Below are 25925 nucleotides of genomic sequence, written 5' to 3'. Positions count from 1 at the left end.
TTTTATTTACCTTATTGGAAACCTACAGGCATTATTGCAATTATCCTTGAGAGCGGACCGATGTTCAGCAGGTTTATCAATGTCTCCCTGTTGAATGACTGAACGTAACGGGTCTTCATGCCCAACGCTCCTGCGGCAAGGTAGACATTCTGTGTCATTGCTCCTACCGCTGTTTCTGCCCATCCCTCTACGCGCGGACCGCTTCCCTTTGTCGCAAATACGAAAATAGATGGCGCTGTTCCGATGAATTCCTGGCTGGCGGCTCGAGACAGGGAATTTTTGTCTGAAAGGAGCTTAAGCATATTTTTTTCCGGATCATATAGATATGCGCCGCTTTTGAGAAGAACATACAGGCTTATGTAGGGATCGGATCCCATTGCGAAAGGGACTGTCCAGCCCTTGCCGTCCCTGTTTTTGCCGGTTGCTGCCCATACGAGGGTAGAGAGTTCTTTGAGCGAAGGCTCTTTCCCGGTGAATGGTGCCTGAGCGGCAGATGACCTCTCCGAGATAGCCTGAAGAACGCTTTTTCCTTCTGCTGTTTCAGGAGAAGTGAGCATGATGTCGAAATTAACAGCCTCTGAGATGTTCGCCATTGTTCCGAGTAAAATAAAAAACATGATAAGAAATATATTCTTCATAGCGGCCTCCTTTTTCTTATGGATCAGTTCCGGTTTCCTTGGTCTGATGCTGAAAGGTGCAGGTTTTTCACATGCTACCAGGCGTTTTCATATATTTTTTTAACGGCTTCAAAATCAAGCGGACGGGGGTTGTTTGACATCAGTCTTACCTCTTTGAGTGCGGCTTCAGCCATTTCAGCTGCTGCTTCTTTGGGTATACCGAACTCCCTCAGCCTGGTTTTTACCCCTATCTTCTCGCCAAGTTCAACAATGGCCTTAAGCGCGGCATTGGCCGCATCACAGGCAGACATTCGGTCGGCGTAGACTCCCATTGCTTTTGCTATAGGAATGAATTTCTCCTCGCACCCTTCAAGGTTGTATTTCATTACCCATCTAAGAAGAGCTGTGTTGGCCTCCCCGTGAGGCACATGAAACTGTCCTCCCAGCGGGTAGGCCATGGCGTGGACGCCTGCTGTACCTGACATTGAAAAGGCCATTCCTGCTATCATGCTTCCATAGGACTGTGCTTCCCTTGCCTTGAGGTTTTGACCGTTGAGAACACATTCTGTAAGGTTGGAATATATATTTCTGATAGCTATGAGAGCAAGGTCCTGCGTGAATTGATTGGTTCCGAGAGAGAGGAAGGATTCCACTCCGTGAACCAGAGCGTCCATGCCTGACGCCGCAGTGATATGCGGAGGGAGGTCAAGTGTAAGCTCAGGATCAACAAGTGCAATGTCGGCAACAAGGAACCTGCTTGATATTCCTTTTTTCATCCTCTCGTCAGTGAATGAAAATACCGCGACTGCAGAAACTTCCGATCCGCTTCCAGAGGTGGTCGGTATCATTATTGTCGGAAGGCCTTTTCTCGGGATCTTTTCACTTCCTACCATATCTGATACTTTTATATCGGGATTTTCAGCCATTACTGCCGCCATCTTTGCAAAATCCATGGAGCTTCCGCCTCCAAAAGCTATCAGACAGTCATAAGAACCATTTCTTATGAAGACGGCAGCTTCTTCAAGAAGCTCCACCGGAGGCTCCGGTTCGACCTTGTCCCAGTGACCCGGACACATGCCCAGTTCTGAAGACCTTTCCATAAGCCATGTTAGATGTTCGCTTTGTGCCATGTGACTGCCGGTTATGAATAGGGGCCTTTTGGATCCGAGCAGCGCTGCTTTTTCCGGAGCTGTTCGTGAATAGCCCGATCCGAAGGTCACTTCCTGCGGCATTCTGAATTTGAAAGGCTTTATAAGATCCATGTTACATTCTGAAAAGATCATTTATCAGACACTCCCGTCATATATTTGACCAGGGCCAGCCAAGGCTGAAACCCAGATAATCGAAAATACATCTCCCTGTAAATATCGCGAGGATGCATCCTGCTGCAAGGTACGGACCAAGCGCCACAGCATCCTTTCTGTTGATTTTTTTTGCGATCAGAAGCGGTATTACTATAACACCGCTCGTCATAAAACCAAGGTAAAGGCTGAGAATAGTAAGTTTCCATCCCATAAGGGCTCCGATACCGACCATCATCATTGCATCTCCCATGCCCATCCCACCGCGGCTGAGAAGAACTATCGCATAAATAAATGCAAACCCAAGGGCTGCGCCCATTGCTCCGTCGATCAAAGCAGGAAGTCCTCCCGGCAGTCTTGCCAGGACCGAGATCGCTGCCATTGCGATCGCCCAGGAATCGTAAATGTAGCCGCTTTCAATGTCCGTAAGAGAATGAAAGAGCATGAAAAAAAGAGCTATGAAAGAGAAGATCAGAGGAGTGCCTATTCCCCAGTACCAGACAGAAAGTGCTCCGATGATCCCTCCGGTCAGCTCAGATATGAAGTGTCTGGGCGGTATGACGCTTTTGCATGTCCGGCAGCGTCCCTGGAGAACTATGTAGGATATTATGGGTATTAGGTCAAAAGAACTTAGCTGTCTGCCGCATTTATCACAAACAGAACGCTCGTTTCCCCACCATTTTTTTTCTGCAACAGTGCGCATCGCTGCAGCGTTTATGAAAGAGCCTGTCACCGCTCCTGCCGCGAAACCCAGAAATATGCTGATACTTTCCATGCCTTCCATGTGGACACCCCTCATGCAGAAGGTTAAAATAAGCTTCACAGGCAAGAACCAACAACATTATGTACAGGAGATGAAAGTCCATGCCGATCGTAATAGTAAACATCAAAGAAGGCCGTACTCTCGAACAGAAGCGCGATATGGTCACAAAGGTCACTGAAGCCCTTTGTGAGACCATGGAGGTCCCTAAAACGTCAGTCCGCATCATTATCAACGAAATGGCAAACGACAATTTCGCAGTTGCAGGGACCCTGGTCTGCGACAATCCGGACGCGCAGGTCAAAAAGAAAAGCTAGCCGGAAAAGTGCTCCTTGAATCGCTTGTGCTGCCATAGGTACTGTTCAGGCGCCCTGTGTATTATTTTTTCCAGCTCCAGATTCACTTTTGCTGTCAATGACTTGAATGTTGCCTCCCGGTCCTTGCCCTTCTCCCATTCGATCGGGGGGCCGATCACCAGTCTGAAACGGAACGGCTCTATCCTGATGGATTGGTATGGCAGTATGGGGGCTCCTGATATCCACGCAAAAACCGCGGCTCCCTGAAAAGTGCTGGTCTCATGGCCGAAGAAGGGGACCATGATCCCATCTCCTCCGCCGTGCTGGTCTGCTGCAAGACCTATAAGTTCATTTTTTCTCAGTATGCTTACAGCCCTTGTCATTGGCTCGTCTTTTCCCAGTGTCCGCAGTCCGCCGTTACGCCTCAGTGTATCAATGAATTCCCTCTGAAACGGGTCATCGGAGTGTCTGACCACGCCTACGCCCTTGCAGTTCCTTCCCAGCCAGGCCGCAGCATGTTCCCAGTTCCCGCAGTGGGCTGATACTACAATAACTCCTTTGCCACGGGCAAAGGCCTCGTCCATGTGTTCTCTGCCCTCGATCTCGACGATCCATTTGTCAACGAGAGAGGGATCTCTCTGCCAGGAAAGCATTTCGATGCCGGTCCATATCATACTCCTGTAAGATCCATCAAGCATTTTCCTTTTTTCGGAATCAGTTTTGTCCGGAAAAACAAGTTCGATGTTTTTTTGGGCAACTTTTTTCCTTGGCGCGATAAACCTGACAGGGATGAAAAGAAAATAAAAAAGAGCCTTTGCTCTCCATCCGGGTCTTATCATTTTTGCAAAACGGATAAAAAATCTGAGTTTCCGATCCATATTAAGGCTCCTAAATAATTTATCATCTGACTTCAGATGCCGGCAAAAATTAAAGCGGCAGCTGTTTCAGTTTTACCAGGTTCAAATTACGGCACAAGGAGAAAATGGCATGCTGACTGTGCGGTCAAAAAGGTCCTTTAAAACTGAAAAACGCGGGAAAGGTCCTATTTTTTCAGACAGCGACGATCCCCGCGTTGCATGCGCCTAAAATGTATTTAAAGGCAGTGTTTCAATCTCTGAATTTGACCAGCCTGAAATCTTTTTTGCCCACCCGTAACTGGACATATCCGCCGTTCAGGAGATCTTCGGATGAGATCAGCTTTGACTCGTCTGTGACTTTGACTCCGTTAAGGTAAACTCCGCCCTCTTTAATTTTACGTTTCGCCTCACCCTTTGAGGCACATCCGCCTGAGAGAACAAGAAGATCTGTCATTGGGCCGCCAATTATCGAGTCGGTTTCTGCAAAAGGTATCTCTGCAGAGAGTGTGTCAAGGAGTTCTGTATCTGCTTCCCTTATGTCCATTTCACCGAAGAGGATGGCGCTTGCGTCTTTAGCCCTTTTCGCGGCATCTTCTCCATGCACCCTGCACGTCAGATCCCATGCGAGTTTTTTCTGAGCTGACCTTAAATGAGGATTTTTGTTGTGCTCTTCGATGACGGCACTTATCTCATCAAGCTCCATGAATGTGAAAAGTTTATAAAGCTTTTCAAGATCGCTGTCATCGACATTTATCCAGAACTGGTAAAACTTGTATATGCTTGTGCGATGCGGAGACAGGTAGACGGCTCCGCTCTCTGATTTTCCGAATTTTTGTCCCTGTGCGTTGAGCAGGAGTGGGAATGTGATGCCGTAGCACTGGCCGCTGGATTTTTTCCTTGCCAGGTCCATGCCTGCGATTATGTTGACCTGCTGGTCGTTGCCTCCCATCTGCAGTGTACAGTTCAGCTCGTTGTACATGTGGTTGAAGTCGTATGCCTGAAGCAGTATGTATGAAAGCTCCGTATATGTTATTGACTTGTCCGGGTCAATGACGCGGCTCCTTACGTAGTCCCTGTTGACAAGGAAGCTTACTGAAAAATATTTCCCTATGTCCCTCAGGAATTCTATGTAATTGAGTTTTTTAAGCCACTCGTTGTTGTTTACAAGTACGGCGCTGTTCTGCCCGCAGTTGAAATCGAGGAAATGTTCCAGTTGTTTTGCTATCCGTCCGACGTTGTAGCTTATCACTTCTTCTGAAAGGAGGTTTCTCTCTGCGCTCTTGCCTGAAGGATCGCCTATCCGTCCTGTTCCTCCGCCGGCAAGCGCGATGGGGCGATGTCCGAGGCGCTGCATCCATGCAAGACCCATTATAGCGACAAGGTTTCCTACGTGGAGGCTGTCGGCACTGGGGTCGAAACCTATATAGCCCGTGACCATATTATTTGAAAAATGTTCATCGAGCTCTTCATTGTGGCTGCTCCACTCAACGAAACCCCGTTCCTTCAAAACTTTAAGCGCATTGCAGTACATTTCGTTATCCCTCCGGTTTATCATTGCTGATCAAAATCATAAAATTTTTAACAGGTCACTGCTATTTTGAGTTCCTGTACCAGTTTATTCTTCCCGATTCGGCTGTTTCCCAGACGATGAGTGTCTTGCCCATTCCCTTCAGGACATTTCCAAAAGAGTCTGAGATGCCCTGATCAAAAGGCGAGAATGTGTTATCCGGCTGGAAAATGTTGTCTGTATCTTCCTCGAAATACTGTTCATCATCAACCTCTGAGTCATTCATGAAAGAGTTCATTTTGGTCATATCGCTAAGTGCAACCCCAATTTTTGGAAGATCTGCAACTATCCAGCCTATGGCTTCTTCATTATTTTTAATGAAACTTTCAAGCTTTACGGTCTCTTTGATCGATTCAGGAGAGAGCAGTCCGAGTATGGCGACATTTCCCCTGCCGGCACCTACTACAGAAAAAGGAACGTTGGTGGTTCCGCCAAAATCAAAGCCATCAATGGGTCTGGGTTCAGCGCCAAAGAACAATTTGTTCCAGAACGCATCAACAAGTTCTCTCATAAGGTCTTTGTCGCCTGTGAATTCCGCCAATATGCCTGGAAGGGAGAACCAAAGAAGCTTGTTGTACCCCCCGACTGAAAATATAGTCTCTCCTGAGAGGATCTTCTGTATCTTTTTTTCGCTCAGCCCCATGCTCTTACCAAGTTCACCAATGGTTTTGAGAGGAAAAGGCCAGTCAGAAGGCGAGCCTTTTCGTTCAGGAAGGTTCATTCCAGCTGACAGGAGAAATGGTTCAGGGATGATGCAGTTTGTGGTATCCCATTTCTTTGATTCGAGTGCTTTAATAAAAATTGGAGAGATCCTTTTGTCGAGCCCTTGGATCTTCCATATGGCTTCCCCTATCCTGCCTGTTTTTTTGTCAGGTTCATGTGAACGCCAGGCGGCTTTCAGAATCAGAGGAGGTTGTATCTCGTCATCTGTAAATAGGAGTCCTCCATCACTGATCTCAATGTGGGCAGGCCATGACTTTTTTTCTTTGCCCCAGTAATTTTTTGGGATCCCTTTCACAGAGCCTGATCTAACGTCCAGCATCTTAAAGAATGAGTCCCTGTTATGGGAGATAATGGCAATTTCTCTCTCTGTGGAATAGTAGAGGGATGTATCAGCATCTGTTGTCTTTATCTCCCAGGAACCATTTTCGCCGCTCTTTCTGACCTCTGTGTTTCCCAGGATCATTTTCCAGGACCTGGGAAGGTCTCCCTTCGACAGTGAGGAAATATCCTCAGGAAGCAGGCGCATCACAGCATAGATGTCGAAGATCCCTTCGTCACCGTCTTCAATAAGGACCGCACATTCTTTTGCTGTTTTAGCAATGGAAAGGATCCGATTCCCCGCTGATCCTTCCCTGAATACCGCATATTGGCCTTCGGTCAGAAGAGCAGAGATCGAAAGAGGGTATTCGTTTTCTGGTGTCTCAAATACCACATAAGGGTCTGATGCCGAAGGGAGCGGCAGTCTTGATGCCAGGACTGCCGGACCTTTTGTGCTGAAATATGCAAAAAGGCCAAAGAGTGCGGCTGCTGCCGTACAGATAATTAAAATAACTAATTTGACTCTTTTTGACATTAGGTCTCTCTCCTCTTCGTGATATTTTGATCTGATACTAAGAATTATTCTCACTGCAACCAGGGTATTATATCCCCATTGAATTCAAAGGCAATAAAGATCACACAGATTTTTTAATATTTTCTCCCAAGGATGCAGCTGTTTCCAGCAAGGTCTTAGCAGAAACCAGCAGAGGCATTATTTGGGCGTAGTCTTTGGCTTCTATTGTCTGTCTCTGCATCTCGTCAGCTTTGTGCGTAATTGCGGCCAGCAATTGGATTATATCCTGAGGACTTAGTTCCAGCCTGTCAATTATTCTCTGTGATATTACAGGCATCTTAACGGCTTTTTCTTCCGCAGGAGCGAGCAGGTCTATTGTGTCATTAAGAGCCGGAACCTGAGCTGCATAACCTTTGTCGTTAAGTCCCATAGCCAGGGCCTGGGCTGATTTTGGTTCGCCGTGAACGACGATGAATCTTGTCTTTTTAGGGAAATTACCTGCCCATTCGAGAAGTTCGTTCCTGTCCGCATGAGCCGAAAAACCGTTAAGAGTGTGGAGCTGGGCTTTTACAGATACATCTTCTCCAGCGATCCTTATCTCTTTTGCCCCGTCAACGAGCCTGCGTCCGAGTGTCCCATTGGCCTGATATCCAACAAACAGAACATGGGTATCGTGCTTGTAGAGGTTATGTTTGAGATGATGCATTATCCTTCCCCCTGAACACATTCCGCTTCCGGCAAGTATGATCCCGCTCTTTTCTTCATTTATTGCTCTCGATTCATCTGCTGACCGTGAGAACTGGAAGTTCTCCGGTTCGAACGGGTCATCCCCTTTCCGGAACATTTCTTTAAGGTCATCTGAAAGAAGGGGAATATATTTGCCATAGATCTCAGTTACCTTTATTCCCATCGGTGAATCAAGATAGATCTTCGGCATCTTGAGATCAGGATATTTTTTCTGGAAACGGTCAAATTCGTAAAGTACCCTCTGAGCCCTGTCTACTACAAATGTAGGAACAAGTACCTTTGCGCTTGTTTTGAGAGCTTCCTTGAGAGCTTCTTCAAATTCTGTCCTTGTGTCTTCGAGAGATTTATGAAGCCTGTCCCCGTAAGTTGATTCTATCAGCACGAAATCTGCATCTTCAATAAAAGTCGGTGGATTTTCTATAACACCTTCAAATGGGCCAAGGTCCCCGGAAAAGACTACTTTTACAGGTTTTTCTCCGTTGTTTTCTGATACCCATGTTTCGATTATCGAACTTCCGAGAATGTGTCCTGCTTCGCGGAAGCGGACCTTAAGTCCGTTCATGATCTCAATTTCTTCGTCATAAGGGATAGGTGAACGCAATCCAAGGGAATCCTCCACCTCTTTTTCAGTGTATAGGGGCTCTACTGCAGGCAGGCCTTTTCTTGAATTCTTTCTTGTCCTCCATTCAGCCTCTTCTCCCATAAGTCTGGCTGAATCCCTCCAAAGTATTTCAACGAGCTCCGATGTTGCGAATGTGCAGAAGATCTTTCCCTTAAAGCCTTCCTTTACGAGCAGGGGTATCCTTCCGCTGTGGTCGATGTGTGCGTGAGTGAGAAGCAGCGCGTCGACTGAAGCAGGGTCAAATGAAAAAGATTCTCCCTCATGCTTCTCCTCGTCCTGCCCCTGGTGAAAACCGCAGTCCACAAGGACTTTGTATGAACCGGTTTCGATCATATAGTTTGATCCTGTTACCTCTCCAGCTGCTCCATGAATTATTAATTTCAAGTTATTCGCCCTTATGGGCTCCCACCTTTCGATCATTTTGGTAAAAGATCCTGATTTATTGTACAGTCACTAGCGGCAGTTCACAACGAATTACGGTACCTTTTCCCGGAGTTGAGAAAATGCTGAAGTGACCTCCTACTATGGACATTCTTTCGCGCATGTTCGAAAGGCCCCTGTGTCCCTGAACACGAAGTTCAGTGAAGTTGTCCAGGACCTCAAAGCCTTTTCCGTCGTCCTCTATCTGAAGGAGTATCATTTTGCCTGTATTTTTGAGTGAAATAGATACATTCTCCGCGTCGGCATGTCTTGCTGAGTTGTTGACAGCCTCCTGGGCTACCCTGAAAAATGCAAGAGTTGCTTCATCAGAAAGGTCAGGGATCTCCTGAAGGTCCAGGTGTATCTTTATGTTCAGCTGAGCACTCTGTCTCTCCGAAAGCTCAGTAAGGGCCTGGACTATTCCCAGGTCAAGCCAGGGAGGGGTAAGGTTGTTGCATAGTTCCCTCATCTCTTTGACTCCTGCCATTGCTGCGCTTTTTGCCTCTTCAAGCTGTTTCTCCCTTTCTACTGGAGAATCAATGTCGAGGGAAAGCAGCCTGAGCCTCTGTATCAGGGCAGTCAGGTCCTGAAGGGGGCCGTCATGTATCTCACGAGATATTCTTGCCCTCTCTTCCTCCTGCACCTTTACAAGGTCATTAACATACCTTCGTGAGAGCTGTACTTTGTCTATTGCAGAGTTTGCAAGGACTACAAGGGCTTCTCTGAGTTTCTGAAGCTCTGTAACTGCTTCAGGTGCGTTTTTCAGAGGGACTTCTTCACCCCAGCTGAGCATCGAGACCTCTTCTTCGAGGTCTTTAAGAGGCATTATCACTTTCTGCCACATTATGTAGACTGAGAAGATCCCGATCAACCCAAGGATCCCCATAATAAACGGCCAGAAAGTAGTAAGCGATACCATTGGTCCAAGCAGTTTGTCCCAGGATACAGCGGCCAGAACGAATAGATTTCTCTGAAGCATAGGGTAGACTGCTATGGTGTAAAATCTTCCGTCAGGTCCCCTGATTTTTTGGGGAGACATAGTGGCTATCGGTTTGTTCCATATGATAGAGAGGATCGTGACGTCTGATGTCCCGTATATAAGATTTCCGTCACTGTCGAAGACAGCAAACATGCCCGGGACAGCCATCTCATCTGACATCATTTCTCCAAGTCCTAGAATGCGTGACCTGTACTGATTTGGTTGCCAGGTACCATCGGTCCTCAAGTCCCATTGGGAAGATTCAAGCCTTGCCGCAGCTCCCCTCGCAAGGTTCTGCACGTAAGAGCCGGCTACCCCTTCCATGGTATTTTCAAACTGGCAGAAACCTATCCATGCCAGAAGGAATGCCCCCAGGCTGGGCAGAAAGACTGCAACAGTCAGCTGAAGGAGAAGGTTTCTCCTCAATCGAGCAGTTCCTCCAGGGTCACTATGCCGTATTTAAGAGAGAGCAGCATTGCTTCTGTCTTATTTTTTGCTCCAAGTTTGTCGTATATTGAGGCCAGGTGTGTCTGAACGGTCCTTTCGCTTATGAAAAGCTGTGTTGCTATCTCTTTTCCTGAAAGTCCACGTGCTGCGAGGAGAAGGACTTCCCTTTCTCTTACTGAGACAGGTTCAGGAACGAAATCGCCTTCCTGCTCAACAGCATTTGCCACCTCGCTGTCAAGATAGAAGCCTCCCCGCGCAACTATCCTTATCGCCTTTGAAAGAGTTTCCATACTTGCGGTTTTAAGAACGTAACCCCTGGCACCTGCTCTGAGTGACGCCATAACGTACTGCTGTGCATCGTAAGAAGTGAGCATGAGAGATGCAACGGGAAGGGATGCCTCCTTTATCTTTCGCGCGAGAGCCACACCGTCTATTCCCGGCATCCTGATGTCAAGAAGGGCCACCTGGGGTCTGAGTTGCTGAATCCCCGCCCATGCTGATTCTCCGTCTGCGAAGCTTCCCAGGATATTAAAATCTGTCTCTTTAGCCAGATATGCTTTCATGCCTTCTCTTGTAAGCGGGTGGTCATCGGCAAGTACCAATGAAATTGACATTTTGTATCCTCCCTCCGAATATTTATACTTCTTATTATTTTTCAGGAACCAAGCCCGATCTCTTTTTCTACGGGTCTTAAAGCCGTGATGGTCTGTTCAATAAGCGTTTCCAGCGGGATGTTCAGCAATTCTGATCCTTTCTCGATCACTTCTCTGTTTACACCCCTTGCGAAAGCCTTGTCTTTCCATTTTTTCTTTACTGATTTCAGTTCCAGGTCCTGGAGCGATTTGCTTGGACGTACAAGTGCTACCGCTGTTATGAATCCGGTAAGTTCATCTATTGTGTAAAGATATTTTTCGCATAGTGTTTCAGGTTTTATCCCGGAGTATTCCCACCCATGAGCGAGCACAGCATGAACGAAATCATCAGGGTAGCCTTTTTTTCTGAGCATCTCCCCGCCCTTCATTGGGTGGGTTTCTGTGCTGGGGAATTCCTCCCAGTCAATATCGTGCATAAGTCCGATCAGGCCCCAGTAGTTTTCGTCTTCGCCGTTTTCCCGGGCAAACCATTTCATTGCTGCTTCAACAGCGTACGCATGTTTGATGTGCATCTCTTCCTTGTTGTGTTCCATGAGGAACTCGATCGATTCTTCGCGTGTAAACATCTATTTATTTCCTCCTATTGAAAAATTATTCTTCACCGGTTCATCGTCGTGTATGCATACCGCTTCGATCCCCGACTGCAAAATGATCTCCCTCGATATCCTGTCAGGGTATGGATGAATATAAACAATGCGCCTGCATCCGCAGTTTATAAGAGCTTTAGTGCAGTAGACACAGGGTTCATGTGTACAGTAAAGCCAGCATCCCGCAGTGGCTACTCCTGCATATGCCGCCTGTGCTATAGCGTTTATCTCAGCATGGGACCCGCGGCAGATCTCATGCCTTTCACCTGAAGGGATGCCAAGCTTTTCCCTCAGACATCCTGCTTCCTCACAGTGTATTATTCCCTTGGGAGCTCCGTTATATCCGGTACTGAGTATTTGCTGGTCCTTTACAAGAACAGCTCCGACATTTCTTCGCATGCATGTGCTTCTGCTGGCAACTACCTTTGCTATCATTAAAAAATAACTGTCCCAGTCCGGACGGTTCAGCATGTGATCCTCTCCTGAGTGTATTCAAATATTATATAAAGTATAGTTTATTTTGCACAATTTATGTTGATAAAAACGTCAATGATCTTCCATTTTTTTATGTTGATCGAACTGATCCGGCGTTTATCATATCCTCAAAAACTATACGACTAAAGATGAGAATAAATCATAAGTGGATTTATACTCTTTATTAAATTTACATGTTGGATAACTTTTTTTCGACAGGAAATTGCGGAGATATCAAATATTTTTTATAAGTTTTTCTGTTGAGGTCCTAAGTTCTTCATAAGAATGACTGCGATCCCTCGCGCACTCCTTTGCCGGTCTGCTGCAGAGCAGGCATGTACGGGGAGGAAGTCCAAGGTCTGATCTTGAGATAGTTTTTATCTGCACGATAATATCTATGTCTAAGATGCGTCCTTCAGGGATCCCTTCCTCTATACTGACAGCAATTTCCTTTGCTTTTTTTGCAGCAGTGAGATCTCCTGCAAAAAACCCCACCCAGCAAACTCCCGCTGCATTTGTGATCTTTTTTTCGCATAAAGGACAGGAGGTCCATTTTTCAATGAATGCCTTGCCGAAGCTTTCCACAGCCCTTTCATCATTGGGGATGCGTTTGGGATATCCGGGAATGTTAAGGGTTATCTGACAGGCAAATACATTCGCAGAGAGGTGTGCGTCCCTGGTCCTTACTCTATCTTCTCTTCCTGAAAGTATTTCAGAAAGGATATCCTCAATGTCAGTGTCAGTTTTTTTTGTGTTCATTGATCAGTTTTTCAACGACAGACCTTCCTCTCCCGGAAGAGAGGTAATCCAGCGTAACAGGAGGGAGCATTTTCTTCAACGCCTCAAAATCGTTGTCAACGATGGCTTTTCTGACCCTGGAAGCTGACACAGCTGTTCCTGTAGGGTCGTTCAGCCTTTCTATCTCGACAACTTCAACACCCCGTGCCGGGAGGACTTTCTTCATCATCTCGTTGTACTTTGCTGTGATCGGACAAAATGGTTCTGTTCCAACGAAACGTTTTACAATTGAGAGTTCCGGGACGAAAAGGTTCGCAAAAAGGGTCGCGTCAAGTTCAGCCTGTGTTCCTGCAACAGAAGCCGTACATTTGTCCTTCAGGAAGTAAGTGGGGAACGTGGCTCTTGATACTGCGTAGTCCCCGCTGGGGATCAGCCTGACATTCCTGAGATCTTTCGTGCCCTCTTCTACCAGCATCATCCTGTCATTAAAAGGAAAGAGGGAGAGGTCCTCCTGGACGATTATGAGATAAAGGCCGTCACATTCTTTGCATGCGGTCTCTATGAGATATCTGTGCCCATAAGTAAATGGGTTGCAGTTCATTACAGCAGCCCCAATGTTGTCTTGACCCGAAAATATTTTGTTTTGCTGAAGGATCTTACGGTAATCGTCAGAAGATGGTTGTCCGGATTCCATCAGAACAACAGTCTCAGTCCTTGCCAGTTCGCTGAAGCCCAGATATGCAAATTTATCTGCCATATCACATTTAGTGAAGACGAAAAGGTGGAATATGTTGTTTTCTCTGGCATAACGCAGCAAGTCAGATATCACCATGCCGGATAGGCCGGTTTCCTGCCATTCGGGGTCTGCTGCCACCATTTTTATCACTTTGCCCTGTATGCTTGCAGTCGCGATTATCTTTTCATCGGGGTTTTCTACGACAGCAGTACAGTCAGGTGTGCCTTCAAAGGTCAGTCCGTTTCTCTCAAGCAGAAGTTCCACCTGTTTTTTTTCATTTTTGCTGAGATTTTTTATCGTTCTGGTCTGAAGGCCAAACATTTAGTCTTAGTCCTTTTCAAGTTTTCTTTTTAAAATTTCGCCGATGCTTGATCTTGGCATCTCGGTGAGGAAATCGATTATTCTGGGAACTTTATAGTATGAAAGTTTTTTCTTGCAGTGTTCGATAAGGTCCTTTGAAGTGACCTTCTCATCCTTTTTCAGCACAACGAATGCTTTTACTATCTCTCCGCTTATTGAGCGGGGCACTCCTATGACAGCCGCCTCAGCTAGTGCGGGATGTTCAAGCAGAACTTTCTCTACTTCCTGTGCATAGACTTTGAAGCCTCCGACGAAGATCACCTCTGTCCTGCGTCCTACAAGGTAGAGATATCCATCTTTGTCGAATCTGGCTATGTCACAGGTGTCGAACCATCCGTCCACGAATCTCTTTGCAGTAAGCTCAGGGTTTCGGTAGTAGCATTTTGCCACATTGTCGCCCCTGATCCAAAGATGGCCTTCTGAACCTGCTGGAAGGACCTTTCCTTCATCATTTCTTATCTCAGCTTCGACACATGATAAAAGTGTGCCGACACTGCCCGCTTTTCTGTTTTCTATCCCAGGGGCGATCGATACGACCGATGCTGCTTCAGTGAGTCCGTATCCTTCTATAACAGGAACGCCGAGATACTCCTGGGATCTTTTATCAAAATCCAGAGGAAGCCTGTCGCCTCCGGAGAGTATGTATCTGAGGCTTTTTGGAGGTGTAATTCCCCTTGCAACAGTTCCCAGCAGAAGCGAAATAATAGTCGGAACTGCGGGCACGATAGTTACAGAGGCATTTCTCATAGCGTCCATTGCAGCTTCAGGAGGCATGAAGGTGGGAAGGACGACCTGACATGTGCCCTTGACAAGAGGGATCAGGGAACCGCAGACAAATCCGAATGCGTTGAAATTAGGCAGAGCATTAAGAAAAACGTCATCATCCGTCAGTTTGCCAATATGATCCACACATGCGTTGATGCTGGCATAAAGGTTGGCATGAGTCAAAGGGACAGCCTTCGGTTCGCCTGTAGTGCCGGAAGTGTAAAAAATTACGGCAGTATCTGTCGATTCTTCATCGGACGTTCTTCCTGCAATGCTTTCTACAGGGGCATCCAAAGAAGTGACGGCACAGGGTATGCCCTCCTCAGAGATAAGCGGGACTATGCTTGATGAACCCCTGTAAGTTATAGAGGCGAATACATCTGCGTGCTTCAGCTGTTTTATCAGAGAAACATAACCGCTTCTGGGATCTATTGGTACTACAGTTCCTCCAAGCTTCCATATGGCTATCATTGATGCGAGCAGTATTGGGCTGTTGGGAAGAAGGAAAGCCATTCTTTGTCCGGCCTTGAAGCCGCTTGAACGGAAGCCTTTCTCGCATTCTTCTGTCAGTTCAAGAAACGCGCCGCCTGACCACCATGTTTTCTGCCACCATATAAATGGTTCTGTCCGAAGTGATTCAAGGTTTGATATTATGATATCTTCAAGTCTGGGAGCCAATGCTTCCCCTCCACTCTATTAAAGCGTCAATGCCATGTATGATTCCCATGCAGCAGAAAAAGGCAGCATGCTCTCAGGGATGTCATATCTGGGATGGTGAAGACCGTATTCCAGCCCGGTGCCCATAAGCATAAAGACAGATGGGACACATGAACTGAAGAAGGAAAAATCCTCTCCGGAGAGCAACGGCCGTTCCAACATTTTAATGCCATCCTCACCAAAGAAAGGAATACCAACATTTACAACCTTGTCTACCATTTCAGAGTCATTTTCCACCTGACTGTAATTCCTGGTGTATTCTACTGAAGCAAGGCCTCTGAATGCTTTGGCAATTGCGGGCGCAACAGTTTCAATTCTACTTTGGACGAAATCCCTTGTTTTTGGGTTGAAAGCGCGCAGTGTTCCCCATATGTTGACCTGTTCCGGTATTACATTATAAGCGTAACCTGCCTCGATCTGTCCGAAAGATACGACTATCGGATCTCTTGGGTCTATCTCTCTTGTAAGCATCGTCTGTATCGCTATCACTATGTGAGACGCGATCGTTATTGGATCGATAGCCATATGAGGTTCTGCAGCGTGCCCGGCAGTACCTCGGATGTCAATATGTATCCTGTCTGACAGCGCTGTCAGCACTCCTTTGCGCAGGAAAAGTTCCCCATATGGAATTTCTGACCACCAATGCAGAGAAGCTGCGTTCCCTATGTTGAAAGTTTCTAGAAATCTGTTTTCTACAAGTATCCTAGCTCCGCCCTTACCCTCTCCTGCAGGCTGGAAAAGGAATACAACTTTTCTTTTTAATTCATCTATATGAAGGGAGAGTACTTTGGCTGCTCCAAGCAGGGAAGCCATATGGGCATCGTGTCCGCAGGCATGCATGAGGCCGGGCATGCACGAAGAGAAGGAAAGTCCGGTCTCTTCTTCAACAGCAAGTGCATCCATACAAGAGCGCAGAAGGATGGCAGGCCCCGGAAGGTCTTTCCCCAGGATCCCGATAACGGATGTTGGAATTGCAAAACCTGAGATGACCTCCATACCCTCGATAGAATCGAGCACCCTTGTTATTTTGGAGGCAGTAATATTTTCTTCAAACGCAAGTTCGGGGAACTGATGGAAATCCCTTCTCCAATCCCGCATTTCCTCTGAGATGTTCTCTGCTTCAGCCAGAAGCTGGGCTCCCAGAGCAGATAGTCTTGAATTATCAGACATATCGGATACTTCCTTCCATCTTTAGAAAGCACTAGATGAATAATGGCTTAGTTTATCACAAATCAGGGATATAGTGTACAATTGTGCAGTCGGAAGGCTTTTCTTCTTAAATGATGACAGGGGATGCTGAATCAGGTGGACCAGAATATGAAAGGGATAGCAGCTCTTTTTTTTGCATATTTTATCTGGGGAGCAATGCCGGTCTACTGGAAAGCACTGGAGGCGGTCTCATCTTTTGAAATATTGGGCCACCGGGTCATATGGTCTGCACTGTTTACTTTCATTCTTATGTTCGCGCACAAAAATCGAACGATCCTCCTGGGTATGCTGAAAGAGAGAAGAAGTGATGTATTCTGGCTTGCCGGCGGGGGATTCCTCATCTCTTTCAACTGGGGTCTCTATATATGGGCTGTCAACCACGGCAGGATTCTGGAGACAAGCCTGGGATACTTTATTAATCCTCTTGTAAGTATGTTTTTCGGTATGATGTTTTTTAAGGAAAAGCTTAACAAAATACAGACCGTGGCACTTTGCCTTGCGGTTCTCGGAGTAAGTCTCGAACTGATCTCTGTTGGCTCCATACCTCTTGTCTCTATAGGTCTGGCTCTCTCCTTTGGATCATACGGAGTGCTCAAAAAGGCAATCAAGGCCAAACCGGATATAGCCCTTTTCATTGAGACCCTCACAGTATCTCCGATCGCGCTGGCATTTCTCATGTTTCTCCAGAAAGAGGGAACTGCATCTTTTCCTTATGACGGTCTGACGAACATTCTGCTTGCAGGTACAGGGATACTAACTTCCATTCCTCTCATACTTTTCGCTTATGGTGCAGCACGGGTTCCTCTGACGACGATAGGCTTCGTCCAATATGTTTCGCCGACACTCAGTTTCGTGCTTGGTGTCTTTGTATACAACGAACCTATCCGGATGTCCAGGATAACTACATTTATTTTTATCTGGACAGCTCTGGCTGTCTATTCTGCAGATGCAATTTTCAAAAGCAGGCGCAGGCTCGACAGCAGTAAAGCCTGATACTTTTCCGTTACAATACAGACGATATAATTACGATATAAATTTTGATTTGTGTTGACATACATACTTCAGCGTATGTATAATTCGCTATGCTATTTTTTTATGTCTGGATGTGGTTGATTGCCAAGAAATACCAAAGAAGACTCCATAAAAACACGAAGCAAGCTTCTTGAATCGGCCCTTGATGTTTTTTCTGAAAAAAGTTTTTCAGATGTTACATTGAGTGAGATAGCAGAACGGGTCGGAATGACAAAAGGCGCTCTTTACTGGCATTTTAAAAATAAGAGCGACTTACTTTCCAAGCTTATTGGAGAGATATTCCTTGATTCTGAAATGGAGTTTGCAGAAAAATTCGGTGAACCAAAAACATTGGCAGAACTTCGTGACTACTACAAGAAAAAACTTGTGCTGCCCAGCAGAAACGACAAATTTATGAAGATCAATGCCATCATGCTAAGGCGTTTTGAATGGCCGGAGGATGTCAGGTCAAATGTATTTTCTCTTCTGAAAGACCAGATAACAAGGGAAAAGAAGATGATAAACGATATTCTGCTGAGGTCCCGACAGGAGGGTATCATTAGGCAGGATATTGAGGCTGATGAAGTTTCTTCAGCTATAACTTCGGTCTTTTATGGTCTGTTTATATTGGTGCTCAACGAAATTGTCACAGATGACATTACAAAGTGCACAGATTTTATATGCAACGCATTCAAGAAAGAATTACTTTATAAAGAAAACTGAACATCTATATTCAAGAAAGAGCAGGTGCGTTTATATGACGGCACAAGGGGAAGAAAAAAAGATTCAGATCAAAAATTCTTCGGGTAAGAACGGATGGATCAAGGCTGCAGCAATAATTGCAATAATGGTCGTACTCGGATTTGCAGCAAAGAGCTATTTGAAATCTGACGCAGTAAATAAAAATTCTCAGATGCAGCCACCTGCCCCTGCTGTTGTTCTCTACACTGTGACAGAAAAGGACCTCTCGTCGAGCCGCAGCTTTATTGGAAAGGTAGATGCTATTCAGACTGTATCCATAAAACCCCAGATTTCAGGAGAGATCGTTAAAGTCAACTTCAAAGAGGGATCCCTCGTAAAGGCAGGACAGATCCTTTTTACGATAGACTCCGGCCAATATCAGGCAACCGTAGACCTCAGGAAAGCAGAACTGGAACAGGCTCAGGCAGAACTGGTGAAGGCTGAAAAATATCTTGCTCGCGTTAAGGCAGCAGATGAACGCAGCATTTCTGCGAGCGACATTGATACTGCCGAGAGCGCTTTTCTTCAGGCCAAGGCAGGTGTTTCACAGGCTAAAGCTGTTCTTAGGCTGGCACAGATAGACCTTTCTCATACCAGGATAACTTCTCCTATAAGCGGGCAGATTGGAGCAGCGGCATTCACAAAAGGAAATTATGTAACTCCGGCATCCGGAGCTATTGCGATGATAGTTCAGATGGATCCGATACGGGTCTCTTTTGCACTGCCTGACAAAGATTATCTTAATGAGCTGGAGCAGTTCAGGAAAAACGGTCCAGTGTATAAGACTTCTCTGATACTGTCAAACGGCAAGGAACTTAATGTTCAGGGAGAACGCGATTTCGAAAGCAATAAAGTTGACGAGAAGACTGGTACCCTGGAGATGATCATACGATTCCCGAACCCGGAGGGTTTCCTTATTCCCGGATCAATGGTACGTCTTGGGACTAAACCTGTTGATAAAGAGCTCAGCCTGGTTGTCCCACAGGAATCAATCCTGGCTGATTCTCAGGGAAATTATGTATATACAGTTGATGAGAACAAAATAGCACATCAAACAAGGATAGAACTTGGAAAAGAAGTTGGCACAATGCGCAAAGTTGTGAAGGGCCTGAAAGCAGGGGACAAAGTGATACGCGTAGGATTGCAGAATGTTCAGCCCGAAGGGCCCGTAGCTCCTGCACAGGAAGAAACAGCAGCAAAGACTGCCGCGGAGATCGCAGGACAGAACGAGGTAGAGCTATCACTCTCTTCTTCTGATTCCCAAAACAAAGAAGGAAACTAAAGATGTTCTCGGAATTCTTTATCAAGCGCCCAAGATTTGCGATGGTCATAGCAATAGTACTTGCCTTCGCAGGATTGATAAGCGCGTTCAGACTGCCTGTGGCGCAGTACCCAAATGTCACACCTCCTCAGATCAGAGTAGAGGCAACGTACCGTGGCGCGGATGCATCAACTCTTGCAAACACTGTTGCTGCTCCTCTGGAAGAGCAGATCAACGGTGTAGACGGAATGATATACATGAGCTCTACCTCCGACAACGGAGGGAACTATGAGCTGTCAATAACTTTCGATATGGGAACAGACCCTGACATGGCACTTGTAAAAGTTCAGAATCGTATTCAGCAGGCAACTCCCATGCTGCCAAGTGCAGTTACGGCAGAGGGGATAATCGTTGAGTCAAGTTTTTCGGACACTCTTGGGTTCGTAGGCCTGATATCTCCCAACGGTACGAAAGATGGATCTTTCCTTATGGACTACGCTGAAAACAACATCAAAAACGTTTTTAAGCGGGTTCCCGGACTGGGAGGCTGTAAGGTATTCGGGTCCAAATACAGTATACGTATATGGCTCGACCCGGACCGAATAGCTTCACTTGGCCTCAGCATCAATGACGTTGCCGAAGCGATAAAGAGCCAGAACAAACAGGCTTCGATCGGCTCAATAGGCACAGCACCTGCAAAATCAGACCAACCCATAGTATATTCATTGACTACGCGCGGAAGACTGAATTCTGTCAGTGAGTTTGAGAATATAATTCTTAGAACCACCGCTCAGGGAGGACTTGTCAAACTAAAGGACATCTCCAGGATCGAATTGGGTTCTGAGTTTTATTCCTTTGATTCCTCATTCAACGGAAGGCCTACGGCAATGATGCTTTTGACGCAGTCTCCGGGATCGAATGCTCTCGATGTAATGGCAGGAGCCAAAAGAACAATTGAAGAACTAACTCCTCAGCTTCCAAACGATACAGAGTTCGTTCTTGGTTATGACTCAACAGAATATGTTACTGCCACTATAAAAGAGATCATGATGACGCTCCTTATTACATTCTCTCTTGTTGTTTTTGTCTGTTATATCTTCCTCCAGGACCTGAGGGTAACACTTGTGCCCGTGGCAGCTATTCCGATCTCTCTCCTGGCTACATTTTCAGGGCTGGCATTCATGAGCTACAGCATTAACATTCTCTCACTCTTTGGGCTGGTGCTTGTAATAGGAACGGTCGTTGACGACGCTATAATAGTTGTCGAACGCGTTCTCTTCATAATGGACAGAGACCACTGTGATACAGAAACCGCCACTGTGCAGGCCATGAAGGACGTTACAGGGCCTATGGTCGCTACAACACTGGTATTCCTGGCTATCTTTGTGCCGGTAGGTTTTATGGGCGGGATTACGGGCCAGATCTATCGCCAGTTTGCAGTTACCATCTCATTCTCAGTTGTCTTTTCTCTGATAGTTGCCCTTACTCTAAGCCCTGCAATGTGCGCTCATTTGCTTAGAAAAGTTCATCAAAAACAAAACGGACCTCTTAAGTGGTTCAATGATTTATTGGGTGTTTCTACTAAGAAATACGTCGCTGGCTCAGTCTGGCTGGCGAGCAGAAAGGTGATAACGGTAGCGATACTTACAGCTGTGATAGCGGCAGCAGCTTTGTCGGCAAAATATCTGCCGACAGAGTTCTTGCCCGATGAAGACCAGGGGGCTGTTTTCGCGGCGGTCCAGCTGCCTGAGGGTGCAAGCCTTGGGAGAACAGATGCTGTGATGAACAAACTTATACCTCAGATAAAGGATATCCCGGGAGTTAAATTTGTAATGGGAATAAAAGGCTACAGCTTAATCGGCGGATTAAGCGAAAACCTGGGTTCGATAATAGTTCCTCTTGAGCACTGGGATGAGAGGAGTTCCAGAGAAAAGAGCCTGCAGAGCATAGTTGGAAAGATCGTAGCCATTGGTTCTTCTGTCCCTGAGGCTCAGATAAATGTTTTCACGCCTCCTGCGATCCAGGGGCTGGGTATCAGCGGCGGGATCGACATGCGGCTGCAGTCAAGGCTTGAGAACGATCCCGAAAAGATGGCCATGGTCCTGCGGGGTTTCGTAGGGAAGATTAACCAGCTCCCGGAAGTTCTTTATGCCTACAGCACCTATACATCCAACACGCCCCATCTCTTCCTGGATATTGACAGGGAGAAGGCTGAGATGTTCAATGTGCCGATCGGGAACATATTCTCCACTCTGCAGACATACTTTGGCTCGGCCTACATAAACGACATCAACATCGGAACGCAGGTCAACAAGGTAATGGTGCAGTCTGACTGGAATTTCAGGAACAACATAAGCAAAGTCGGAAACATCTACGTAAACAGCACGGCAGGAAAACCTGTTCCGCTCCAGAGCTTGATTTCAATAAAGAATACGGTGGCACCGCGTGCAATTTCTCGCTACAATCTCTACCCCAGCGCAGCCATAACTGTTGTGATGAAAGATGGATTTTCAACAGGGCAGGGGATAACCAAACTTAGAGAGCTGGCTAAGAGCCTGCCTGAGGGTTACGCCTACGAGTGGTCGGGAATGACATACCAGGAACAGCAGGCAAAGGGGCAGATTGCCATAGTCATATTGATAGCTCTGTTATTCGCCTATCTTTTTCTGGTTGCTCAGTATGAAAGCTGGACGGTTCCGGTACCTGTAATTCTCTCACTTCCGGTAGCAGTCCTGGGAGCTCTTGGCGGAGTTTATGTTATGGGACTTTCAGTCTCGATCTATGTGCAGCTTGGAATATTGCTGCTTATAGGGCTGGCTGGCAAGAATGCGATACTGATCATTGAATTTGCCAAGGAACAGAGGGAGGAGAAGGGACTTTCAATTATTGATGCTGCGGCGGAAGCTGCCAGAGAACGTTTCCGAGCAGTTCTGATGACGGCTTTCACATGCGTAGTGGGAGTTCTTCCCATGCTTCTTGCAAGCGGTGCGGGTGCCGGAAGCAGAAGGGCTGTCGGAACCACGATATGCTTCGGTATGACGACCGCAACCATACTTGGTATATTTTTGATACCTGCCCTTTACGTCCTTTTCCAGACTCTGAGGGAAAACATCAAGGGGCGTATAAAGGCTTCGTTTGGTAAGGATTAAGGGGAGTGGGATGATGAAAAAGATCAATATAGCGGTAATTTCCATATTCATCCTTCTTATGGCAGGTTCTGTTTTTGCTGAAAATGCTCCTCAGCAAAACGCTGATATCGAACTTAGTGAAGGGAAATGGATAGAGATGACCCATAGGTACCCTATCCCTGCGATGTCTGGTGATGTTTTAAGCGAGCCCGATCCCGAAATGCTGGCAAAATGGTGGGAGTCCTTGAATGATGAGATACTCACACAGCTTGTTGAATGGTCACTGCAGAGCAACAGGGATCTGGCTTCTGCCCGTTCAAAAGTGACAGAGGCGAGGGCCGCACTTGGGATAAACAAAGCCGCACTTTTGCCATGGCTTGACAACACTGACTACTGGTACAACTCTAGAACTCCTGTCGAGACAGGAGGTAAGGGTAAAGGTGTTGATGTATATAAGTTAGGTATAGATGCGTCATGGGAGATAGACATTTTTGGCGGAAGAAGAGAGACGGTTAAAGCGGGAGCAGCTTCTCTGGAGGCACAGTATGCATCACTGCATGCCGCCTGGGTCTCCCTTTCTGCTGAGGTTGCACTGAACTATCTGACACTCCGGACTCTTCAGGAGAGGCTTCTTATTGCAGAGAGCAACCTGGCCCTTCAGGAAGATACGCTGGAAATGCTTCAGTCAAGGGTAGATGCAGGACTGAGCGACCACCTTGCGCTTAACCAGTCCAAATACACACTTGAACAGACAAAAGCTGAAATACCCCCTATACAAAAAAGTATTGAGGAGGTCAAAAATAATCTCGCAGTGCTTACTGGAAGGGTCCCCGGAAGTCTTGACCAGTTGCTCAGCGAAAGAAAACCGCTCCCTAAGCTTGATCAAAAAATGATGACAGGTATTCCGGCAAACAGCCTCCGTCAGAGACCGGACATATTTGCCGCTGAGCGTCAGCTCGTTGCACAGATAGCCCGGAAAAAATCGGCAAAGGCTGATCTTTGGCCTAAGTTCTACCTGATTGGCTCCATAGGTACAGAAGCTCTTGATACCGGAAGCCTTTTTGAAGGCCCCAACAAAGTATATTCATTCGGACCAAAGATAGTCTGGCCAATTTTCCATGCAGGTGCCATCAGGAATAATATCAAAGTCCAGACAGCAAGGCAGGAACAGTACCTTGCCGCATACGAACAGACAGTACTCAAAGCCGTGGCTGAGGTCAGGAATGCCCTGACCGCAGGCATAGAGGAAAGAAAAAGGAACGATGCGCTCAGGAGGGGGAGAGAGGCTGCACAGACAGCGCTCGATGTAGCTAATGACAAGTACAGGAACGGACTTACCGATTTTAACAATGTCATAAACGCACAGAGAGCACTCCTTTCCCTGTCAGAAGCGACTGCGATAAGCGACGGACAGATTACATCTGATTCAGTAATGCTCTTTAAAGCTCTGGGCGGCGGATGGGCCCCTATCAGCGAAGAATATGATACTTCTGCAGTGAACAAGTAGGATCATTTTATTCAATATAATAATTTTGAGAGCTCTGTCGCATACTAAGACAGGGCTCTCATTGTTATAATGAAAGAGTATTATTACAAAAAGCTTTTCTAGGGGGAAATAAACGCATGAAACCGACCAGATCTGCTTTGATAACAGGGGGGGCCGGATTTATTGGCTCGCACATGGCTGACGAACTCATTTCTGACGGGTGGAAGGTCACTGTGCTCGATAACCTGATTACCGGAAAGAGAGAGAATTTGGAACACCTGTCTAACGACCCTTCGCTCAGATTCGTTGAGGGAGATGTCTCAGATAAAGATCTTCTGAAGAAACTGCTGGAGGGCATAGATGCAGTCTTCCACTTTGCAGCCATGGTCTCCGTACCGCTGTCGATAGAAAAGCCCGAAGAGTGTCATCTCAATAATGTAACAGCTTTCAGTGATCTGATCATAGCTTTGAAAGACATGAAGATCCCTCTCATATATGCGAGTTCTGCGGCAGTTTACGGCAACAGAAGTGAGGGGCTGAGGCACGAGGGAGAGATCCCTCTGCCAATGTCGCCGTATGGAGCAAGCAAAGCCATAAACGAAATACAGGCATGTTCTGCTGCAAGAGTCTGGGGGCTGGATTGTGTCGGGTTCAGGTTCTTTAACGTCTATGGCCCGAGGCAGGATCCATTTGGCTCATATGCGTCTGTAATACCGAGGTTTTGTCATGCGCTTTCTTCCGGAGGAAGCCCCGTGGTTTTCGGAGACGGCACCCAGACAAGGGATTTCGTATACGTCAGGGATCTGACGTCGGTACTCCTGAAGATGTGTAAGAGAGCACACCAAAACAGGGGACGAGTCTTTAATCTTGCTACCGGAAAGAGTATGACGGTAAACGAACTATTGAAACTTATCTCTGAGATAATGGGTTCAGATGTCAAAGAAGTGAGGCTTCCTGAGAGACCGGGAGACATAAAGATAAGCAGTGCTGATATCTCTCTCCTTACCGAAGCCCTGGGAAAAACAGAATTTACCGAAATCATGTGTGCACTCTCTGATACTGCGGACTGGTACAAGGATAATTATAAAAAATAAAGGATCATCCAAGTATCCTGAATGCCAATATACCGACCCATTCCTTGATGCCAAGACAGGAGAGGTGAAAATTGTGAGCATCCGGGAAAAGGTCCGGGATGCCCCTAAATTTTGGTTCTGTCTCCATCCCTGCAGAGAGAGAGAAGAGTCTCTTTCCCCTAAACACTGAATGAGCCCTTAACATTGAACGGGGCATGTGGAAGGCGTTGGTCACTATAACGACATGATGAAAGTCTGGACCGAAAAGCATCCTTTCGGCATAGATCATGTTTTCTCCCGTCGTTCTTGAAGAAGTTTCAAGCAGTGTTTTGCCCTTCCATCCCATTTTCTTTGCGCAATCTTCCATTATTTCTGCCTCTGTCCTCTGATCGTACCCATAGACGTTTCCACCTGAAAAGATAAGTACATCTTTACTGCTATCCGCCGCCGTGACAGCAGAATAGATCCTTTCAAGGGAGTAGACACCGGGTGTAACTGCATCCCCATCTCTGTCGTAGTTAGAACCGCCCGCCAGTACAAGGAAAGCTACAGGCCTTTCCGTCTCCGGCACAGAATTCAAATGTTTCCTTTCCAGTCCGCCTGTAATAAAAAAGGATCCGGCTGAGGTGCTCATAAACCAGATGGATAGGCTAAGCATCAGCATAGCAATAGAAAGTAACTTCTTGTTTTTTGATCTGAAAAGGACAAAAGAGAAGATAGCTGTGATAACGCACAGCAGCCCGGGAGGAACTAAGAGCGATCCTATCAGTTTGTATGCATAAAACATATCCTCACCTCTTACGCAAAATAGGTCAAAA

At 46.5% G+C, this 25925-nt stretch carries 23 protein-coding genes; 7 read left to right on the top strand and 16 right to left on the bottom strand.

The features are described from left to right. Positions 1-11: 11 nt before the first annotated feature. From CVV54_06575 to CVV54_06565, 3 genes are all read right to left on the bottom strand, one after another. Positions 12-638, bottom strand: coding sequence for a nitroreductase (locus CVV54_06575; GenBank protein ID PKL04533.1), 627 nt, complete (start codon positions 636-638; stop codon positions 12-14). A 74-nt stretch (positions 639-712) separates the two neighbouring features. After that, on the bottom strand, positions 713-1900 hold the full coding sequence (locus tag CVV54_06570; GenBank protein PKL04532.1) for an alcohol dehydrogenase: 1188 nt from the start codon (positions 1898-1900) through the stop codon (positions 713-715). 16 nt (positions 1901-1916) lie between these two features. After that, positions 1917-2717 carry a prepilin peptidase gene (locus CVV54_06565; protein PKL04531.1) on the bottom strand — a complete coding sequence of 267 codons (801 nt, stop codon included), beginning with the start codon at positions 2715-2717 and terminating at the stop codon, positions 1917-1919. A 65-nt stretch (positions 2718-2782) separates the two neighbouring features. Between CVV54_06565 and CVV54_06560 the strand changes: the two genes are divergently transcribed. Beyond that, positions 2783-2995 (top strand): 4-oxalocrotonate tautomerase, encoded by a 213-nt coding sequence (locus tag CVV54_06560; protein ID PKL04530.1) that lies wholly within the window; start codon positions 2783-2785, stop codon positions 2993-2995. On the opposite strand, the gene CVV54_06555 is transcribed toward CVV54_06560, so the two are convergent. The 12 genes from CVV54_06555 to CVV54_06500 form a co-directional block, all read right to left on the bottom strand. Continuing rightward, positions 2992-3852, bottom strand: a complete 861-nt coding sequence (locus CVV54_06555) for a lipid A biosynthesis acyltransferase (GenBank protein ID PKL04529.1) — start codon at positions 3850-3852, stop codon at positions 2992-2994. The genes CVV54_06560 and CVV54_06555 overlap by 4 nt on opposite strands. A gap of 229 nt (positions 3853-4081) precedes the next feature. Continuing rightward, complete coding sequence (locus tag CVV54_06550) at positions 4082-5362, bottom strand: tyrosine--tRNA ligase (protein PKL04528.1); 1281 nt, start codon at positions 5360-5362, stop codon at positions 4082-4084. A gap of 61 nt (positions 5363-5423) precedes the next feature. After that, complete coding sequence (locus CVV54_06545) at positions 5424-6974, bottom strand: hypothetical protein (protein PKL04527.1); 1551 nt, start codon at positions 6972-6974, stop codon at positions 5424-5426. A gap of 100 nt (positions 6975-7074) precedes the next feature. Next, positions 7075-8706 carry an MBL fold hydrolase gene (locus CVV54_06540; protein ID PKL04561.1) on the bottom strand — a complete coding sequence of 544 codons (1632 nt, stop codon included), beginning with the start codon at positions 8704-8706 and terminating at the stop codon, positions 7075-7077. Positions 8707-8761: 55 nt separating this feature from the next. Then, positions 8762-10147 (bottom strand): sensor histidine kinase, encoded by a 1386-nt coding sequence (locus tag CVV54_06535; GenBank protein PKL04526.1) that lies wholly within the window; start codon positions 10145-10147, stop codon positions 8762-8764. Beyond that, positions 10144-10782 (bottom strand): DNA-binding response regulator, encoded by a 639-nt coding sequence (locus CVV54_06530; GenBank protein ID PKL04525.1) that lies wholly within the window; start codon positions 10780-10782, stop codon positions 10144-10146. Before CVV54_06530 ends, CVV54_06535 begins: the two co-directional genes overlap by 4 nt. 41 nt (positions 10783-10823) lie before the next feature. Beyond that, positions 10824-11387, bottom strand: coding sequence for a hydrolase (locus tag CVV54_06525; GenBank protein ID PKL04524.1), 564 nt, complete (start codon positions 11385-11387; stop codon positions 10824-10826). Further along, positions 11388-11879 (bottom strand): cytidine deaminase, encoded by a 492-nt coding sequence (locus CVV54_06520; GenBank protein PKL04523.1) that lies wholly within the window; start codon positions 11877-11879, stop codon positions 11388-11390. It lies immediately after the preceding gene. A gap of 237 nt (positions 11880-12116) precedes the next feature. Continuing rightward, positions 12117-12641 carry a hypothetical protein gene (locus tag CVV54_06515; GenBank protein PKL04522.1) on the bottom strand — a complete coding sequence of 175 codons (525 nt, stop codon included), beginning with the start codon at positions 12639-12641 and terminating at the stop codon, positions 12117-12119. Next, positions 12622-13677 carry a [citrate (pro-3S)-lyase] ligase gene (gene citC, locus CVV54_06510; protein PKL04521.1) on the bottom strand — a complete coding sequence of 352 codons (1056 nt, stop codon included), beginning with the start codon at positions 13675-13677 and terminating at the stop codon, positions 12622-12624. Before citC ends, CVV54_06515 begins: the two co-directional genes overlap by 20 nt. Before the next feature lie 6 nt (positions 13678-13683). After that, on the bottom strand, positions 13684-15159 hold the full coding sequence (locus CVV54_06505; protein PKL04520.1) for an AMP-dependent synthetase: 1476 nt from the start codon (positions 15157-15159) through the stop codon (positions 13684-13686). An 18-nt stretch (positions 15160-15177) separates the two neighbouring features. Then, positions 15178-16368, bottom strand: coding sequence for an amidohydrolase (locus CVV54_06500; protein ID PKL04519.1), 1191 nt, complete (start codon positions 16366-16368; stop codon positions 15178-15180). Between the two features lie 123 nt (positions 16369-16491). Here CVV54_06500 and rarD point away from each other — a divergent pair, with 123 nt between their 5' ends. The 6 genes from rarD to CVV54_06470 all read left to right on the top strand — a co-directional run bounded on the left by rarD (position 16492) and on the right by CVV54_06470 (position 25128). Beyond that, entirely contained in the window at positions 16492-17400 is a 909-nt protein-coding gene (rarD, locus tag CVV54_06495) for an EamA family transporter RarD (protein PKL04518.1), read from the top strand. Between the two features lie 120 nt (positions 17401-17520). After that, positions 17521-18141, top strand: coding sequence for a TetR family transcriptional regulator (locus CVV54_06490; GenBank protein ID PKL04517.1), 621 nt, complete (start codon positions 17521-17523; stop codon positions 18139-18141). Continuing rightward, positions 18032-19441 (top strand): efflux RND transporter periplasmic adaptor subunit, encoded by a 1410-nt coding sequence (locus CVV54_06485; protein ID PKL04516.1) that lies wholly within the window; start codon positions 18032-18034, stop codon positions 19439-19441. Before CVV54_06490 ends, CVV54_06485 begins: the two co-directional genes overlap by 110 nt. Before the next feature lie 2 nt (positions 19442-19443). Next, positions 19444-22569, top strand: a complete 3126-nt coding sequence (locus CVV54_06480) for a hydrophobe/amphiphile efflux-1 family RND transporter (protein PKL04515.1) — start codon at positions 19444-19446, stop codon at positions 22567-22569. A gap of 10 nt (positions 22570-22579) precedes the next feature. Beyond that, positions 22580-24055, top strand: a complete 1476-nt coding sequence (locus tag CVV54_06475) for an RND transporter (protein PKL04514.1) — start codon at positions 22580-22582, stop codon at positions 24053-24055. Between the two features lie 116 nt (positions 24056-24171). Then, a complete protein-coding gene (locus CVV54_06470) occupies positions 24172-25128 on the top strand; it encodes an LPS biosynthesis protein WbpP (GenBank protein ID PKL04513.1) in 957 nt (318 codons plus the stop codon). Positions 25129-25132: 4 nt separating this feature from the next. On the opposite strand, the gene CVV54_06465 is transcribed toward CVV54_06470, so the two are convergent. Then, positions 25133-25894 carry a hypothetical protein gene (locus tag CVV54_06465; protein ID PKL04512.1) on the bottom strand — a complete coding sequence of 254 codons (762 nt, stop codon included), beginning with the start codon at positions 25892-25894 and terminating at the stop codon, positions 25133-25135. Positions 25895-25925 lie beyond the last annotated feature (31 nt).

It is taken from the genome of Synergistetes bacterium HGW-Synergistetes-1, assembly GCA_002839185.1.
Lineage (GTDB): Bacteria > Synergistota > Synergistia > Synergistales > Synergistaceae > Caenicola.
The sequence above is the reverse complement of the archived record's forward strand: the minus strand, read 5'-3'. Positions and strand labels throughout refer to the sequence as shown.